Below are 15,833 nucleotides of genomic sequence, written 5' to 3'. Positions count from 1 at the left end.
TAATCAAAGTCTATCCTAGCGGATGCGCGTGCCTACCCCAAGCCTTTCGGGTAATTTCACTTACGCTCAATTAAAGGCAAAGCTTGCTCAGTGACTGATCAGTCGCTACATTCTGCGCGGTATTTTTATTTTTATACGGAATAATCATGGCATCACCCGCCCAACGAGTCTCCCGTGTTGCTAATCAAGCCTATCGCCAGAGCAAACTCGCTATTACCGGCAGCCCATGGTGGCAGCATTTACCCGAAGACTTTCCCGAATGGCAGGATGAATTTGAGCTTAACGGCGTCGCAAAGCTCATGGTCGCCGGCACCAAGCAAATTGATAATGTTATCCGTACCAGCTTAGCGACGATGGCTGGACTACTAGCTATTCCAACCACGTTAAGGCCCAAGCAAGTAGCGATCGATCGCGAGCAGCGCGCGTTCTACGAAGAGTTTGCTCGAAATGGCGATGCCGATGCCTTTTATCAGCGGCCGAAGCGCGGCGTAAGCATGCGCAGACAAAAATCGAACTACCTGCAATACCGCCCTAATATTGGTCACATCGACTTACTATCATTCGATAGCGCATTTGAAGCCGTCAACCCTGCCTTACGTGAGCATTACTCAAGCTACGAGCGCAACGCCACGGCGTGGGCCGAGCATTGGCAGCATGATGACAAACCGCGCCCCACCATCATTGTCATTCACGGCTTCACCGCCGACCCGTATTGGCTCAATAGCCGATTTTTAGCGATGCCATGGTTTTACGAACAAGGCTATGACGTCCTGATGGTCACGCTACCATTTCACGGCAAGCGCCAAGGCAAATTCTCGCCCTTCAGCGGCCATGGCTACTTCTCCCACGGCTTCTGCCATATGAACGAAACTGTGGCCCATGCCATCCACGATATTCGTGTCTTTATGGACTACCTGGAAGACCAAGGCGTGCCGCAAATGGGTGTCACCGGCATTAGCCTAGGCGGCTACACCTCGGCGCTACTGGCCTGCGTTGAGGATAGGCTAGCCTTTTGCATACCCAATGTGCCGGTGGTGAGCATTATCGACATCATGCTTGAATGGTTCCCCACTGGCCCGATTGTGCGCACTGGCTTAAAGCTTGCCGGCATGAGCATCACCGATGCTCGTGCTGCAGTCGCCGTGCAGTCGGCACTGAGTTATCCCACCAAACTGCCACGCGACCGCCTAATGCTCATCGCCGGAGCTGGCGATCGTTTAGCACCACCAAAGCATACGCACCTGCTCTGGGAGCATTGGCAGCGCTGCCGCCTGCATTGGTTCCCTGGTAATCACTTGATGCACTTAGATCAAGGCCGCTATCTAAAAGCTATGCGTAACTTCCTACAGCATATTGGCTTTGCTGTCGGAGCCAGTGCTAACGCCTCAGTTGAAACCACCTCTACTGCTCATAAGTAGTGCTTGCCTGATTAGCGAACATAAAAAAGCCGCCTCAGAAATGGGCGGCTTTTTTATTCAGCACAGGCTTATTTTTTTAAGCGCGAGCCAATCGATTTCAAGGTGCTGCCGATTTCGCCAACCATGCCATCAACCATGCTTTTAATCTCGTTGGCTTTATCTTCGCCAACGTTACGCATTGCTTCAAACTTGCTCTGCGCATCGGCTTGCAGGCCTTTTAGATTCTCGATTTGTTTGTTGAGTTCGAGCTGTAGGTCTGCGCCGGCGCCCTCTGCGCGTGCTTTCAAAAGGTCAGCTTGCGCTTTCCATTCGTTTAGTTGAGCCGTTAATTTTTTTTGGTAAGCATCAATATCAACCATGACACGCTCCATGCAATTTTAAAGTGGATGCTAGTTATACTCTCGAGTTCGTGACTTTCTCAAGTCATGCGTCAAAAAAGCGTGAGCCGATAGCCCAGCTTTGCGACCAGTGGCAAAGCAAGCGGTTAGCAAATAACCGCCAGTTGGCGCCTCCCAATCGATCATTTCGCCGGCGAAAAAAAGCCCCGGATAGCGCTCTGAGGCAAGTGTCATCGCTAACTCTGTCCAACACACGCCGCCTGCTGTGCTGATGGCCTCATCGATTGGCCGCGCGGCAGTGAGCTTCAGCGTCAAGGCTTTGGCGGTATTAATCACGCGCTGGGCATCCGACCAATGGGCCTTTGGCAAGGCATCGCGCAGTAGCGCTGCTTTGATACCGCTAAGACCAATGCCCTGCCACTGACGGCTTAGGCTGTGCTTAGGATTGCTGCTTTGTAGCTGCTGAAATAAGTGCTCGACCGAATGATCAGGCAGCAAATCCAAGACTACTTCAGCATTACCGTTGGTCTCGATACGATCACGGATCATCGCGCTGTGGGCGTAAATAACGCTACCTTCAATGCCCCATTGAGTCACAACCGCTTCGCCGCGAGCAGGCTTAAGTGATACGTCTAGCCACGGCAGCTGCAGCGTAATATTTTTCAGCGGGCTGCCGGCCAAGACTTGAACCATCGCACTATGAGTACTGTGAAATCCGCAGTTAGCGGGCTTTAACGGCTGAATAGCCAACGCTGGCAGCCAATGTTGCCACGCTGCATCTGAACCTAAACGCGCCCAGCTGCCCCCACCCATGGCAAAAATCACGGCGCAAGCGCGAATACTGCGTTGGCCATCGGGCGAGACAAAATCAAGCTCGTATCCAGCCTCTGCAGGTGCTTCTGCTGTTATGCCTCTAACGCCGACACAACGATGCCGCGTATGCACTACCAGCCCTTGCGCCCGTAAGCGACTCAGCCAACGCCGTAGCAAAGGCGCAGCCTTCATCTCGAGCGGAAACACACGCCCCGAGCTACCGACAAAGGTTTCAATGCCTAGCTCATGCACCCAGGCCCGCAATGCGTCTGCGTCGAACTCGGCTAAGACAGGTTGTAATCGTGTTTGCGACTGGCCATAGCGGCGCAAAAACTGCGGAGCAGACTCACTGTGCGTGATGTTTAAACCACCAATGCCAGCCAACAAAAGTTTACGGCCTAATGAAGGCATGGAGTCGAAGAGCTCAACGGCAATACCAGCACGCGTTAGCTGTTCAGCGGCCATTAAACCAGCTGGACCACCGCCAATAATGGCAATAGGAATCATAGGGAGGGTCTTGCGAGAGATTGGGTGGCAACCCTACCAGCCCGGCCTCGGCACCGACTCGACAGTGACCGTTGCTTCCTTCCGGATCTGGCGGGGTTAACTGTTTTATCGTGCGAGGAGACCGGTAGGGTCACCATAGCGCAGCGGGCGCGATGCCTGCAGCGAGGGCGCAGTATAGTGAAATAGCCCTCGCCTGCAAAGGCAGTGCAGCGCTTAATTAGCTTTAGCGTCATGAAACTCGTCGAGAGTTTGCTTGAGCACGCGCATCACTTGCGCTGAGTTCACCATTTCCATATGGCCAACACCGGGCAGCGTGATGTTGCGGCCATAATGCTCCGCCACCATGGAGGTGTTTTGCGGTGCAACAATAGTGTCGTGCGGCGACCACACGCTAATAAATGGAATCGGGCATGGGGCAGCTTCGGCCTCACGCAAAAAATCCAAAGCCCAAGCATTGCTTCGCGTTAGCTGAGCAATGATCGGCCCCATTTTCTCTTTACCTTCAGCCAGCACGGTGCCAACTAGCGGTGAACCAACGGCTACCGCCAACGATGCTTTCGGCATGCCGCCAAAACGATGCAAATACAGACGAATCACTAAGCCGCCCATGGAGTGACCAAGTAAAATCACGCGTTTACTACCGGTTTCAACGAGCACTTCATCGACAAAGCGTGCCAAATGCTCGGCGTTTTTCTCAACGCTATGAAAAATCGGCTCGGGGCTGACGGCGTAGACTTTGCCATAGCCATTTTTTAATAAATACCGACGCCAGGCCCATAAATAGCCGCGGTTAGTGAAGAAGCCAGGCACTAGCACAATCGGGTCGCCGCGATGCGTAAGGCCAGCCGGCGGATTTGTCGGCACCAACCACGGCTCAAAAGCGAATAAAAACGGATAGGTTAGGATCGCTGCCCACCATTCTCGCAGCAGCATAGCCACCGTAGAAAAGCAGCCAACTTCATGTTCAGCGCGCTTAGCCGAGCGATTTTTATAGGTCGGGATGACGTTGCCCATGACCATCAGCAAACGTAGCAAAGCAAAGATAGCAACACAGCTCAGCACGACACATAACCAGCTGCTGCCTGTGGCAACAAAGGCGCCACCAATAAGCACATAAAGTGCGAACTCAATAAAAAATGCCTTTAAAAAGCCACGGCCATGACTGGTAAATCCCTGTTCCTTAAGCATATTGCGTCCTTTGATATTTAATTTTTATTTATTAGGATCATCAGCTTGCTGAGCAATTGTCTCGCGCAGCGCTACTTGCAGCTGCGAATGCCAACGCACCACGCGCGGCCATAATGCCAGTGCCAGTAATAAAACTAATACCAGCACGGCAACAAACAAGTGCAAGGGCGGCAAAATAATCGAGCTTAAGGCTGAGATCAACAGCAACATCGCCACTAAGGCCGCCGTTGGTAAGGCGCGCGCAAACAGGCGATACAATGTCACCCGCGCAGGTGTGGTGGCAACGCCCGCACCAAGCTCAGTCAAAATCATTGCCAGCGCTTCTAGCTTGCGATATGCCGCCACCATAAATGGCATAGCCAACACCAAAGTCGCTGCCCAAAACACCGTGCTACGCCACTCTTGCGGCAGTACCGCCAACCATTCAGTTAAATCGGTATGGGCTACCAAAGCCGCGCCCGCGATAAACAAGGCGGCAATAACGCAAAAGTTCAGCACCACATGCAGCAAAATGCGACGAATAAAGGCCGACACATGATTTTCTTGAGCACTCGAGCCCATGCTGCCTAGCCAGTTTTCATAGGCGGTTAAACTGCCTTGTAGTGAGTTCGGCACTAAATGGCGGAAGGTCGAAGCCGCGAGATCAGAGTTTCTAATCAGATATGGCGTAAGTATGGTTGTCAGCACAGACACCGACACCACCACCGGGTAAAGGAAGCCGCTAGTGACGCCAAGTGTTACGCCTAAGCTCGCGATAATAAAAGAGAACTCGCCAATTTGGGACAAGCCCATGCCGACTTTCAGCGAGGTGCGGGCATCGTGACCAGTGGCAATAGTCGCCAAGGTATTGGCCGTGGTTTTACCTATAACCACCACGGCCGTGATGATCAAAATCGGCACCCAGTATTCGACCAGCACGCTTGGGTCAACCATCATGCCGATGGCGACAAAGAAAATTGCCGTAAACATATCGCGCAAGGGTTCGACTAAGCGCTCAATGACATGGATCTGTTTAGACTCAGCAATGATCGCACCCATAACAAATGCGCCCAGCGCCATGCTATAGCCCAGCTCCACCACCAATAAGCAGAAGCCAAAACACAGGCCTAAAACAGTCACCAAAAGCATTTCTTTGCTTTGGTAACGCGCCACCACCGACAGCAAACGCGGTACTAGCAATAGCCCTAGTAACAGCGCCACCACCAAGAAAATGCCCAATCGCCCAAGCGTGTTGGCAACGCTGCTCACGCTAACCTCGCCAGTAAGCGCTAGCCCTGAGAGCAGCACTATCATGGCGATGGCGAGAATATCCTCAACGATAAGCACGCCAAAAATAAACTGGGCAAAACGCTCTCGTTTCAGCTTTAGCTCATCAAGCGCTTTCACAATGATGGTGGTCGACGAAATCGATAGCATGGCGCCCAAGAAAATGGCATCCATCTCGCTCCAACCAAAGGCGCGGCCTAGGCTGTAACCGGCCCAGAGCATCAAACTAATTTCGGCAGTGCCGGCAATTAAAGCCGTGCCACCAACTTTTTTCAGCTTGCTAACATTGAACTCAAGACCTAGCGAAAACAGCAAAAACACCACGCCTAAATCGGCCATGGTTTGGATAGTGTCGCGGTCGGAAATCAGCGGGAATGGTGGTGTGTGCGGGCCAATAATGATGCCTGCCAAAATATAGCCAAGCACCACAGGCTGTTTAAAGCGGTGAAATACGAGCGTAATAAAACCGGCGGCCATCATGATGATGGCAAGATCTTTTAAAAAGGCTTCGGTATGCGTCAAGCAACCACTCCATGATTGGCCAAAACAGCCAGAAAAAAAGGAGTGTAACCGATTGCGCTAAATCGCCGTAGCGCCCCAGGTAGTCATTAGCTGCTGAGTAGCTCGTGCGGCGCGATGGTCACGTTCAGTAACCATCTCAACATCATGACTAAACCATGCCACCGTAGCTTGAGCGTAGCCAAAGCTGACTTCTGGGTGATGATCATTACGCTGCGCCCACGCCATCAGCTCAGTAATAAAGCCTTGAACGGCGTCGAAATGGCCAAAGCGTAGTGCTATGTGTAGGCCATCTGCCCTCACCTGCCATTCTGGCCACACTCCGTCCATGCCCATGCTCACTTTTTCATCATGCGCTGAACAGCCATAGGCTTTACGGCACGATGAAAGGCTTTTTGTTCGGGCATACGGTCATGCTCTTTCAAGCCAAAGAGCTTGGTATTGAGCGATGAGCCGCCGTCGACGCAGATGCAAGCACCTGTGGTGTAGGATGCTGCAGGTGAGAGTAAAAAGGTGATGACGCTGCTGATTTCGTCTTCATCGCCCATGCGACTGGAGGGAATCGTGCCGCGCATTTGCGGAATAACGTGGTTGGCGAACTCATCGCCATAGCTATCCATGCCGCTGGAGGCGATAAAGCCTGGCGCCACGGCATTAACGCGCACGCCGTATGAAGCCCATTCGACAGCCGCAGTTTCGGTGAAGCTGAGCATGCCGGCACGTGCGGCACCGGAATGACCCATGCTGGGCATACCACGCCACATATCGGCAATGATGTTGACGATAGATCCGCCTTTCTCGCGCATAGATTGGTTCATCACCTCTCGCGCCATCAAAAAGCCGCCGGTTAAATTGCTGCTAACTACGGCATCCCAACCATTTTTCGAAATCTTCAGCAATGGTGCCGGAAACTGACCGCCGGCGTTGTTCACTAGGCCATGAATTTGACCGTGATCTGCAACAATTTTAGCGACGGTATCGCGCACATCAGCCTCTTGGCGGATGTCTACGCTGTAATAGCTAGCCTTGCCGCCATCGGCAATGATTTCGGCTTGTGTGGACTCTAGGCGCTCAATATTACGGCCAATGAGAATGACGTTGGCGCCGAGTGCAGCAAGTTCATGAGCACAGCAACGACCAATGCCTGAGCCACCACCAGTAACAATATGAGTTTGGCCGGCAAAAAGATCGGCGCGGAAAGCAGAACGATACGACATGAGAGATCCTTTATGACATCCGTCGACAGAAACGGTTGGCGAATGACACAATTTCATGACTGGAAAGTCAAGAAAAACTCAGAGGCAGTATGTAGAAGCTTCGCAGAAACTGTATTGCGGAAAACGCTTGCTGCAGAAACAGAAAAGCCCAGCTGTTTAGAGCTGGGCTTTCGCTGTGTGGTGACCCCACGGGGAATTGAACCCCGGTTACCGCCGTGAAAGGGCGATGTCCTAACCGCTAGACGATGGGGCCAAACTTGGTGGAGCTTAGCGGGATCGAACCGCTGACCTCTACAATGCCATTGTAGCGCTCTCCCAGCTGAGCTAAAGCCCCACACTTCGAACAGCTACTGGGTGCTTGCTGCTGTTCGAGGCGCGCAGTTTATTGAGCAGGCTAGATGCTGTCAACACACTAATCGCAATTTTCCGCACATCTGCACACGCTTTGCTCAGTTCTTGCGGTATTTGCTTAAAACACAGCCAAAATTTCATCGGTGTGAGCTAAGTAAGCTAAAAAATACCTGCCGATAGCCCCGCCGCCATGCCCATGCCTAATTCGCGCGCTTGCCCGACAAACTCAGTTTGCCACGCGCCACGGCAAATTAACGGCTCTTGCACCCATTGCCAGCGCAATCCTGTGACGATCGACTCAATGGCACGTCGCGTACCGGTGCCATCGGAACCAGCACGAATGAGCAGTGCACATGGCAAACCCTGCTTAAGCTCAAGCACAGGGTAGTAGCAGCGGTCGAAAAAATCTTTCATTCCCCCGCTCATATAAGCGAGGTTTTCTGAGGTAAACAAAATAATGCCATCGCAGGCTAACACTTGCTTCGGTGTAGTTTTCAGCGCCTCGGCAACGACAACTGTGACGTCATCGATCTCGCTGTCTTGCGCACCTTCAGTTAAAGCAGAGACAAGCGCCTGCATATTTTCTGATGGTGCGTGAGCAACGATTAATAGCTGCTTCATTGTGCCCTCCTCGTTTAAGTCGGTTTCAACGACCGACTATAGCTATCAACTACAAGTAGTGCAGCGGCAGCGCTGTGGTGTCGACCACGCGGCGCATGACAAAGCTCGAATGCACACCACTAACACCTTCTATACGCGTGAGCTTATTGAGCAAAAAATCCTGATAACGATCCATATCCGGCACCACCACTTTCAATAAATAATCTGCGCTTTGGCCAGTAATCAGATAGCACTGCTGCACTTCATCATAGCTAGATACAGCAGCCTCAAACTGCTCAAAGCGTTCTGGCGTGTGACGATCAACACTGATTTGAATCATCACCGTTAGTCCCAAGCCTAAAGCTTTAGGCGACAACAAGGCACGTCGACCCGTAATCACGCCCATGGCTTCGAGCTTTTGCACACGGCGCAAACACGGCGATGGCGACAGTCCAACGCGCTCGGCCAGCTCTAGGTTGCTTAACGAGGCATCTTTCTGCAGTAGCGCGAGAATATGCTTATCGAACTTATCAAGAATGCTGTCGTAATGTGCCATAGCGCAATTTAAAACCACTTTAAATACATTAATAGCAATGTATCACCTATTAATCCTTAATCAAGTCAATTTAAGCTCAGCAATTGCGCACCCACCCTCCTACACTTAGCTCACTCCCTAAAGCACTACGTAGGACACCATCATGGCTTTTGATCATCGCAAATACCGCCCCACGCCCGTCGTCGCCAGACCACAGCGGCAATGGCCTAACCACGTCATCACCCAAGCACCGCGCTGGTGTGCCGTGGATTTGCGCGATGGCAATCAGGCGCTGGTGAAACCGATGACCGTGCCGCAAAAAATCCGTCTGTTTGAGTGCTTGGTACGTTGCGGCTTCCGTGAAATCGAAGTTGGCTTTCCGGCCGCCTCGCAGCCCGACTTTGACTTTGTCCGCGCCTTGATTGAGCAAGATCGCATCCCCGACAACGTCACCATTCAAGTGTTAACACAGGCGAGGCCTGAATTAATTGCTCGCACCTATGAGTCATTAAAAGGCGTCAAGCGTGCCATCGTGCACGTTTATAACTCGACCTCTATTACCCAGCGCGAGCAAGTTTTTCAGACCGATGTCGCTGGCGTGAAAGCCATTGCTGTCGCCGGTGCGCGCTGTGTCGCCGAACACGCCGCACTGCATCCTGAGACCGAATGGACATTTCAGTATTCGCCGGAAAGCTTCACCGGCACCGAGCTGTCAGTGGCGGCGGAAATCGTCAATGCCGTGATTGAAATCTGGCAGCCCACCAAAGGCCAGCCAGTGATCATTAACTTGCCGGCCACGGTGGAAGTCAGCACGCCTAATGTTTATGCCGACTGCATTGAGTGGATGATCGAGCATATGGCGCAGCGCGAGCACGTGTGTGTTTCCTTGCACACGCACAATGATCGTGGCTGCGGTGTCGCGGCAGCAGAACTCGGTGTCATGGCCGGCGCTGATCGCGTCGAAGGCACTTTATTGGGCAATGGTGAGCGCACCGGCAATATGGACTTGGTCACCATGGCGATGAATCTGTACAGCCAAGGTATAGATCCCGAGCTCGACTTATCGGATATGCGCGACATCATTGACACCGTGGAAGCTGTCACCGAAATCACCACACACCCGCGCCACGCCTATGCTGGCGAATTAGTGTTCACGGCGTTTTCAGGCAGCCACCAAGATGCCATTCGCAAATGCTTAAACCGGCAAGCGGTGCCGCCAAGCGTTGATTCGCCTTGGGATGTGGCCTATTTGCCGATTGACCCACGCGACTTGGGTCGTCGCTACGAAGAGGTTGTGCGCATCAACTCGCAGTCGGGTAAAGGCGGTGTTTTGCATGTGCTAGAGCAACACGTTGGCATTACTTTGCCGCGCTGGATGCAAATTGCCTTCTCCAAACGCGTGCAGGCGGCGGCCGAGGCCAGCGGCGGTGAAGTCGATGCCGACACCATCTCCAGCTTGTTCGATGCACACTGCTTGGATGTGCCCGCCGGCTGGCAAGTCAGCGACTATCAAGCACAGCGCCGTGATGGCCAAGTACGCATCGAAGTCGACTTAGGCTCGCAACATATTGTCGGCGTTGGCGATGGCTTAATCTCAGCTGTCGTTAACGGCTTAAGCCAGCACTCCGGCATAGAGGCTAGCGTTGAGCATTACGATGAGTTTAGCTTGAGCAATAACACCGCTGCCGAGGCCTTGGCCTGCGTGCAAATTCGTCATGGTGAGTGCACAATTATTGCCAGCGCCATGGCCAATGATACGACCTTGGCGAGCATTCAGGCCGTGGTATCGGCTTGGGGAAGACTCATTGCAGAGCTTGAGCGAGAACAGATTCATGAGCCAGAAGTCGCCGCAGTTTAAAACTGATACCACCCTGCTCTACCATTGCTTCGATGGTGCAGCAGGCCGGCTGTTAATAGCCGTTGGCCACAATGGCTTAGCATCGGTGATTATTGGCGAGGATGATGAGGAGCTGGTTGCAGGCTTGATCTCTGAGCATCCGAAAGCGCAATGCGCACCCATGAACGCCGAGCAACAGCGCGAACATGCCGCCACAGCCAAAGCCATCGAGGCGATGAGTCAAGGTCAGGCGGCTAATGTCGCTCTGCCCATGGCGCTGCCAGGCACGGAGTTTCAACAGGCAGTATGGCAAGCGCTCTGTCGCATCCCGCGCGGGCAAACCATCAGCTATAAAGCCTTGGCCGATGCCGTTGGCAGACCACGCGCTATTCGCGCGGCGGCTAGCGCTTGCGGCGCCAATCCCTTAGCGCTAATCGTGCCCTGCCACCGCGTGATTGCTAGCGATGGCGGCATGGGCGGCTACAAATGGGGCGTGGCGCACAAGGTCGAACTACTTAGGCGCGAGCAGCTCGACTAGCACTTAACGCCCTGCTTCGACTGCGTTTTAACCTTCAGCGGGCGCTTCAATCAGCGACTCACCACGGCGAAATGCCGCAAGTTGAGCCTCGAGTACCTTAGTTTCTTTCTTCGACACGCCACCCAACACGGCAATGGCCTCGCGCAAGCGCGCCCGCGTCATATCGGGGCCGATAATCGCCATAGCCTCCATAATCGGCGGTGCCGATGGCGTGCCGGCGATAGTGACGAAAAACGGTGCCATGACATCACGCATCTTCCAGCCCAAAGCCTCGCTCAAGCGCTGCATGAGTGCGCTGATGTGCTCATGATCCCATTGCGGCAACACTTCCAGCTCCCACAAGCTCAGTTGCAGTAACTGCTTTACTTGCTCTGGTGTGAGTTTTTTCTGCTGCAGTTTCTCAGCAGTCAAGCCCACTGAGCCGGCAAAAAAGAAACCGGCCCAATCCACGGCCTCAGACAAAGTCTGCACTCGTGTTTGAATTTGACTGGCCACGCGCGCGAGATACTCTGGCGTGATCCACTGCTGAAACGCCGCAACAAAATCGGCTACAGGCAAGGCTTTGATCCACTGGCCATTGAGCCAAGCGAGTTTTTCCACATCGAAAATCGGCCCGCCCAGCGACACGCGCGTGACGTCGAAGTGCGCAATCATCTCAGCAAGACTAAATTGCTCACGCTCATCGGGCATGGACCAACCCATGCGGCCAAGGTAATTCACCACGGTCTGTGGCAAGTAACCCATGCGCTCATAATAGGTAATTGACGTCGGGTTTTTGCGCTTCGACAGCTTGGATTTGTCCGGATTACGCAGCAATGGCATATGGCATAGTGCCGGCATATCCCAGCCAAAATAGCGATACAGCAGCTGATGTTTGGGCGCTGAGCTAATCCATTCCTCACCGCGCAGCACGTGGGTGATCTCCATCAAATGGTCATCGACGACGTTAGCTAAATGGTAAGTCGGTAGGCCATCAGCCTTCATCAGTACCTGCATATCGACCTGCTCCCAGGCGATTTCAATGTCGCCACGCAGCATGTCGGTGAAAGTGCACAGGCGCTCGCTAGCGGGAGCATCAGCGGCTGGTCTTGGCACATTCAAACGCACCACCGATGACTCGCCAGCGGCTAGGCGCTCCGCGACATTAGCTTTACTCAAGCTCAGGCAATGGCCATCGTAGCCAATACTGGCTTTTGCGGCGGTTTGCTCAGCGCGTAGAGCATCTAGGCGCTCATTGCTGCAGAAGCAATGGAAAGCATGGCCGTTATCGATGAGCTGCTGCGTGTGCGCCTTATAGATGTCGCTACGCTCACTTTGGCGGTATGGCGCGTGCGGGCCGCCAATGTCAGGGCCCTCATCCCAGTTCAGGCCTAGCCATTTTAGCGAGCTTAAAATTTGTTGCTCAGACTCAGGCGTGGAGCGCTGCTGATCAGTATCTTCAATGCGCAAAATGAATTGACCACCGTGCTGGCGCGCAAAACATAAGTTAAAAAGAGCAATGTAGGCGGTACCAACGTGCGGATCGCCAGTGGGCGATGGGGCTACACGGGTGCGAATAGGCTTTTGAGCGGCAGTCATAAAATAGCTTCAATGAACATAATCGAGGGCGGCAGTATAAGAAAAAACGCCGCCTCCTGCTTGGCTTTCAGGAGACGGCGTTTTTCTACAGCAACGAAGCAGGAAACTAACGGTTAGCTGCTGGGGTTCCCTTCATAGCGCGCTCACTCTGCTGCGTGGGCGATAACGCACTCGTTACGCCTTTGGTGATGGACTCAAGTAAATCAGTAACCGCACTGATGTTGACGAGGCCACCAGAGGCTGCCTGGATTTGAGAGAGCACATCACTGAGCTCCGCTGGCAGCAACTCAGTCAATAGCAGTGGCAACTCACTATCATTACAGCTGTTCTCATTTTGAATTTCGTCATTATTTTCAGCATTCACGCCTGGCAAGCCAGTATTGATCCATTCATTAATCAGCGCTGATGCTTCGCCATGGACGACGCTACGAGCAATTGGCGGCATACGAATACCAGCCTCGGCTGAGCCAACGCGATAGCTCATGATGGAAGCTGCGGCATTACCCAGCACAATATCGTGGCCACGATTACCTGAACCACGTCCAGCTGCAACAGGCTTTTTACAAATACCGTAACGAACACCAACGGTACGGAAACTATCTAAGAATAAGCCCGAGTTGGAGGCGCCACCATTGTTGTTATGACAGTACGCGCAGTTTACTTCTAGATAAGCTCGCACTCGCTCATGAACATCACGCGGTGTGCCAGGTAAAGCCTTACTTGGCCCACTGCCTGGAATCTCCATGGTCGCCATCGGAGTGTCACGCTTAGATGCGTCAGCATTAAAGCCCGTTAGCCAGCCTTTACGTGCCATAAACGCTAACTGATTCTCACCGGTTTTATCTTTGTTAATGCCACGATCCATATTGCGTGCTTTTGGCCCAATTGGTGCGGCACCCAGACGATCATCACCACCATGACAGGTGATGCAGTTCAGTGCGGCTGGTACGGCATAGGCAGCAGAGGCACCTTTATAGCGCGCACGTTCGTTATTTTTCTTCACATTAGGATTCGGATCTAAATAATCCCACTGCACAGCAACATTGTCGCCAGCTAGAGCTAGAACAGCTTTGGTTGGTTTGCCGTCACTGCCTTGCTGCCACACATAGGGTAGACCAATCCAGCGCTCACCAACGGCGGTATCACGTTTGATGATCAGACGTGTCTCGACAATATGCTCGCGTAGCAGCTGTCCACCAGCATCCTCCGTGCGGAAAGTGAATGTCTTCGAAATCACAGTGCCAACTGGGAAGTCCAGTGACTCATTGATGCTATTGGTCGACTTCTTGTCTTGATACTTAGCTGGCTGCACACCACCTTGAGCATTTGGCGGCAAGAAGATCACACGATACTTACTGGCATAGTCAGAAAACAGTGTGCTATTGAGTTCGTAGGGCATAACAAACGAGCCCTGACCTCCGCTCAGCGGATCATTTGCCACCTTAAACAGGCCATATTGACTCAGCTCAGGGCAGTCATATTTTGCTAATGCATTCCAGTTAACCTGACCGGGCTTAACCGCAGAGCACGCCGCAGCGATAGTAGCTACAGGAGGAGCCGCTTCTTCTTTGACTATTTTATAAGGTAGCTTAAGCACGGGAATTGGACGATCTGGCAGGTCACAAGCAAACGGTGCGGTATCACTGCTTCCAGGCACAATAATTTGCTGAATTAACTCTGGGCCAATATCTGATCGATTCAAACCAGCATTTAAGAACGGTGTCACCAACGGGTTTGATTTGTGGGTGTTATTACTTAAACACAAACCATTTTCGGGTTTTTTCAGTTTTTTCTGAGCATCAAACTTCCATGCGTTGTATTTGCATTTCGGGTCTTTATCTGAGCGATAGTAGTTAGGACGGCCACGCTCATCCACTCGCGGTTCATAGCGTGTTTCAGCATTGTTTGGCTTGTTGAGCGCAATACCATCTTCATCAACAGGATAGTCTGTGCAGTCGTTAGGCTCATCCTCACCACCGTCCCAAACGATATCAGCACCACGACCAAAGTTCTTCACACGCATCAACAAAGGTAAGACGGAGGCGACACCACGATCGGCTATTGGCAGCTGCGGACTCTGACCATTACCGGAGAAACGGTTGTTATGAATCTCAATACCTTCTGGATAAAAATCATAGCGCAGATCAGGATAGTTGCGATCGACTAAGCCATAGTTAACGACTGCAATACCGAAGCTGTCGTTGCCCGTAATATCGTTGTCGTAAATTTCTAGCTGATCTGATGCGAGAACCAACATACCGGTACCGCGTGGCACAAGACCTACAATATTGCCAGTTGGCGCAAAGTTATCCGTGTTGTTGTTATAGGATTTGTTGCGACGCACAACGTTTTTTTCGCCGTACTGGCGCAAGTCAGGCAAGTCAAAAATTAAGAACCCACCGGTATTTTTTGTCGCCACATTATCTTCAAATAATGCTCGGTAGGTATTTTCAAACTCGAAACCAGCGACGTTGTATGTCGCTAAACAATTTCGCACGATGACGTCGTTAGACTGGCCTACATAAATGCCCGCATCGGAAGCGCCATGAGACTCACAATCCTCCATCAGGACATGTTGAGTCTCAACAGGATACAAGCCATAAGCGCCGACATCGGAGCGTGGCGTATATTTATCGCTAGTCTCGTCACGGCCAGCGGCGTCGTGCCAGCGCACACGCACGTCACGAATCGTCACTGACTCAGAGCGGAACACACGAACACCGTTGCCCGGTGTGTCTTCCACGGTAAAGCCTTGCAAAATCAAGCCGTCGGCGTAGCTGGCATTAATGCCCTCACCACTGTCGCTATTAAGAAAATTAAGAATGGTTTTATCTTTACCCGCACCTTTCAGGGTAATGCCGTTTTTGCTATTGACCAGCAAACCCGTGGACATCTCAAAATAGCCTTCGCAAAACGCCACTGTGTCGCCGGCTCGGGCAAGAGATAGTCGCGTTAAGACTTGCTCGCGAGCATTTGGGCCAGCCTCAATACAGGCAGCATCTATGCGAGGAGTAGGAGGAGTTGTCGTAGACGTTTTAGTTGAGTCGCTACAGGCAGCTAAAAGTGCTGTAGACGCAGCAAGAGCAACAAGCGTTGCCTTTCGAAATGAAATGAACATGGGGTACTGC

General features: G+C 52.4%; 13 protein-coding genes, 2 tRNA genes and 1 other RNA gene. 3 read left to right on the top strand and 13 right to left on the bottom strand.

The genetic code is table 11. The features are described 5' to 3' along the window. Positions 1 to 146: 146 nt before the first annotated feature. Entirely contained in the window at positions 147 to 1,418 is a 1,272-nt protein-coding gene (locus AC3DKE_RS04025) for an alpha/beta hydrolase family protein (RefSeq protein ID WP_379069116.1), read from the top strand. A gap of 68 nt (positions 1,419 to 1,486) precedes the next feature. Here the strand turns inward: AC3DKE_RS04025 and AC3DKE_RS04020 are convergent, their stop codons facing one another. The 11 genes from AC3DKE_RS04020 to AC3DKE_RS03970 form a co-directional block, all read right to left on the bottom strand. After that, positions 1,487 to 1,777 carry a sll1863 family stress response protein gene (locus tag AC3DKE_RS04020; protein WP_340674969.1) on the bottom strand — a complete coding sequence of 97 codons (291 nt, stop codon included), beginning with the start codon at positions 1,775 to 1,777 and terminating at the stop codon, positions 1,487 to 1,489. A 30-nt stretch (positions 1,778 to 1,807) separates the two neighbouring features. After that, a complete protein-coding gene (locus AC3DKE_RS04015; protein WP_487990117.1) occupies positions 1,808 to 3,076 on the bottom strand; it encodes a BaiN/RdsA family NAD(P)/FAD-dependent oxidoreductase in 1,269 nt (422 codons plus the stop codon). A gap of 31 nt (positions 3,077 to 3,107) precedes the next feature. Beyond that, an RNA gene (gene ffs / locus AC3DKE_RS04010) (signal recognition particle sRNA small type) lies at positions 3,108 to 3,203 on the bottom strand. 86 nt (positions 3,204 to 3,289) lie between these two features. Then, a complete protein-coding gene (locus tag AC3DKE_RS04005; protein ID WP_340674967.1) occupies positions 3,290 to 4,264 on the bottom strand; it encodes an alpha/beta fold hydrolase in 975 nt (324 codons plus the stop codon). Between the two features lie 24 nt (positions 4,265 to 4,288). Then, positions 4,289 to 6,052 (bottom strand): cation:proton antiporter, encoded by a 1,764-nt coding sequence (locus AC3DKE_RS04000; RefSeq protein ID WP_340674966.1) that lies wholly within the window; start codon positions 6,050 to 6,052, stop codon positions 4,289 to 4,291. A gap of 57 nt (positions 6,053 to 6,109) precedes the next feature. Beyond that, the gene (locus tag AC3DKE_RS03995) at positions 6,110 to 6,379 is read right to left on the bottom strand and encodes a 4a-hydroxytetrahydrobiopterin dehydratase (RefSeq protein ID WP_340674965.1); all 270 of its coding nucleotides are present in this window, start codon (positions 6,377 to 6,379) and stop codon (positions 6,110 to 6,112) included. A gap of 8 nt (positions 6,380 to 6,387) precedes the next feature. Next, positions 6,388 to 7,266 (bottom strand): SDR family oxidoreductase, encoded by an 879-nt coding sequence (locus AC3DKE_RS03990; RefSeq protein ID WP_379069101.1) that lies wholly within the window; start codon positions 7,264 to 7,266, stop codon positions 6,388 to 6,390. 178 nt (positions 7,267 to 7,444) lie between these two features. Further along, a tRNA-Glu gene (locus tag AC3DKE_RS03985) sits at positions 7,445 to 7,519 on the bottom strand. Positions 7,520 to 7,524: 5 nt separating this feature from the next. Next, a tRNA-Ala gene (locus AC3DKE_RS03980) sits at positions 7,525 to 7,600 on the bottom strand. A 176-nt stretch (positions 7,601 to 7,776) separates the two neighbouring features. After that, positions 7,777 to 8,238: a flavodoxin family protein gene (locus tag AC3DKE_RS03975; protein WP_340674963.1), complete on the bottom strand. Its 462-nt coding sequence runs from the start codon at positions 8,236 to 8,238 to the stop codon at positions 7,777 to 7,779. 49 nt (positions 8,239 to 8,287) lie between these two features. Continuing rightward, positions 8,288 to 8,773 (bottom strand): Lrp/AsnC family transcriptional regulator, encoded by a 486-nt coding sequence (locus tag AC3DKE_RS03970; RefSeq protein WP_340674962.1) that lies wholly within the window; start codon positions 8,771 to 8,773, stop codon positions 8,288 to 8,290. 142 nt (positions 8,774 to 8,915) lie between these two features. Between AC3DKE_RS03970 and AC3DKE_RS03965 the strand changes: the two genes are divergently transcribed. Further along, entirely contained in the window at positions 8,916 to 10,610 is a 1,695-nt protein-coding gene (locus AC3DKE_RS03965) for a 2-isopropylmalate synthase (RefSeq protein ID WP_487990116.1), read from the top strand. Next, entirely contained in the window at positions 10,585 to 11,127 is a 543-nt protein-coding gene (locus AC3DKE_RS03960; protein WP_340674960.1) for a methylated-DNA--[protein]-cysteine S-methyltransferase, read from the top strand. The genes AC3DKE_RS03965 and AC3DKE_RS03960 overlap by 26 nt, the downstream gene beginning before the upstream one ends. Before the next feature lie 27 nt (positions 11,128 to 11,154). Here AC3DKE_RS03960 and gltX read toward each other — a convergent pair whose 3' ends face one another. Together gltX and AC3DKE_RS03950 are read right to left on the bottom strand one after the other, a co-directional pair. Continuing rightward, positions 11,155 to 12,705, bottom strand: coding sequence for a glutamate--tRNA ligase (gene gltX, locus AC3DKE_RS03955; protein ID WP_487990115.1), 1,551 nt, complete (start codon positions 12,703 to 12,705; stop codon positions 11,155 to 11,157). A 106-nt stretch (positions 12,706 to 12,811) separates the two neighbouring features. Continuing rightward, on the bottom strand, positions 12,812 to 15,823 hold the full coding sequence (locus tag AC3DKE_RS03950) for a parallel beta-helix domain-containing protein (RefSeq protein WP_487990114.1): 3,012 nt from the start codon (positions 15,821 to 15,823) through the stop codon (positions 12,812 to 12,814). Positions 15,824 to 15,833 lie beyond the last annotated feature (10 nt).

The organism is Paraperlucidibaca sp., assembly GCF_982810325.1.
Note: the sequence above shows the minus strand (reverse complement) of the source record. Positions and strands in the feature narration are given on the sequence as shown.

Coding starts and splice junctions, on each gene's coding strand:
- AC3DKE_RS04025 (WP_379069116.1), top strand. CDS start 147: ATGGCATCACCCGCCCAACGAGTCTCCCGTGTTGCTAATCAAGCCTAT.
- AC3DKE_RS04020 (WP_340674969.1), bottom strand. CDS start 1,777: ATGGTTGATATTGATGCTTACCAAAAAAAATTAACGGCTCAACTAAAC.
- AC3DKE_RS04015 (WP_487990117.1), bottom strand. CDS start 3,076: ATGATTCCTATTGCCATTATTGGCGGTGGTCCAGCTGGTTTAATGGCC.
- AC3DKE_RS04005 (WP_340674967.1), bottom strand. CDS start 4,264: ATGCTTAAGGAACAGGGATTTACCAGTCATGGCCGTGGCTTTTTAAAG.
- AC3DKE_RS03995 (WP_340674965.1), bottom strand. CDS start 6,379: ATGGACGGAGTGTGGCCAGAATGGCAGGTGAGGGCAGATGGCCTACAC.
- AC3DKE_RS03990 (WP_379069101.1), bottom strand. CDS start 7,266: ATGTCGTATCGTTCTGCTTTCCGCGCCGATCTTTTTGCCGGCCAAACT.
- AC3DKE_RS03975 (WP_340674963.1), bottom strand. CDS start 8,238: ATGAAGCAGCTATTAATCGTTGCTCACGCACCATCAGAAAATATGCAG.
- AC3DKE_RS03970 (WP_340674962.1), bottom strand. CDS start 8,773: ATGGCACATTACGACAGCATTCTTGATAAGTTCGATAAGCATATTCTC.
- AC3DKE_RS03965 (WP_487990116.1), top strand. CDS start 8,916: ATGGCTTTTGATCATCGCAAATACCGCCCCACGCCCGTCGTCGCCAGA.
- AC3DKE_RS03960 (WP_340674960.1), top strand. CDS start 10,585: ATGAGCCAGAAGTCGCCGCAGTTTAAAACTGATACCACCCTGCTCTAC.
- gltX (WP_487990115.1), bottom strand. CDS start 12,705: ATGACTGCCGCTCAAAAGCCTATTCGCACCCGTGTAGCCCCATCGCCC.
- AC3DKE_RS03950 (WP_487990114.1), bottom strand. CDS start 15,823: ATGTTCATTTCATTTCGAAAGGCAACGCTTGTTGCTCTTGCTGCGTCT.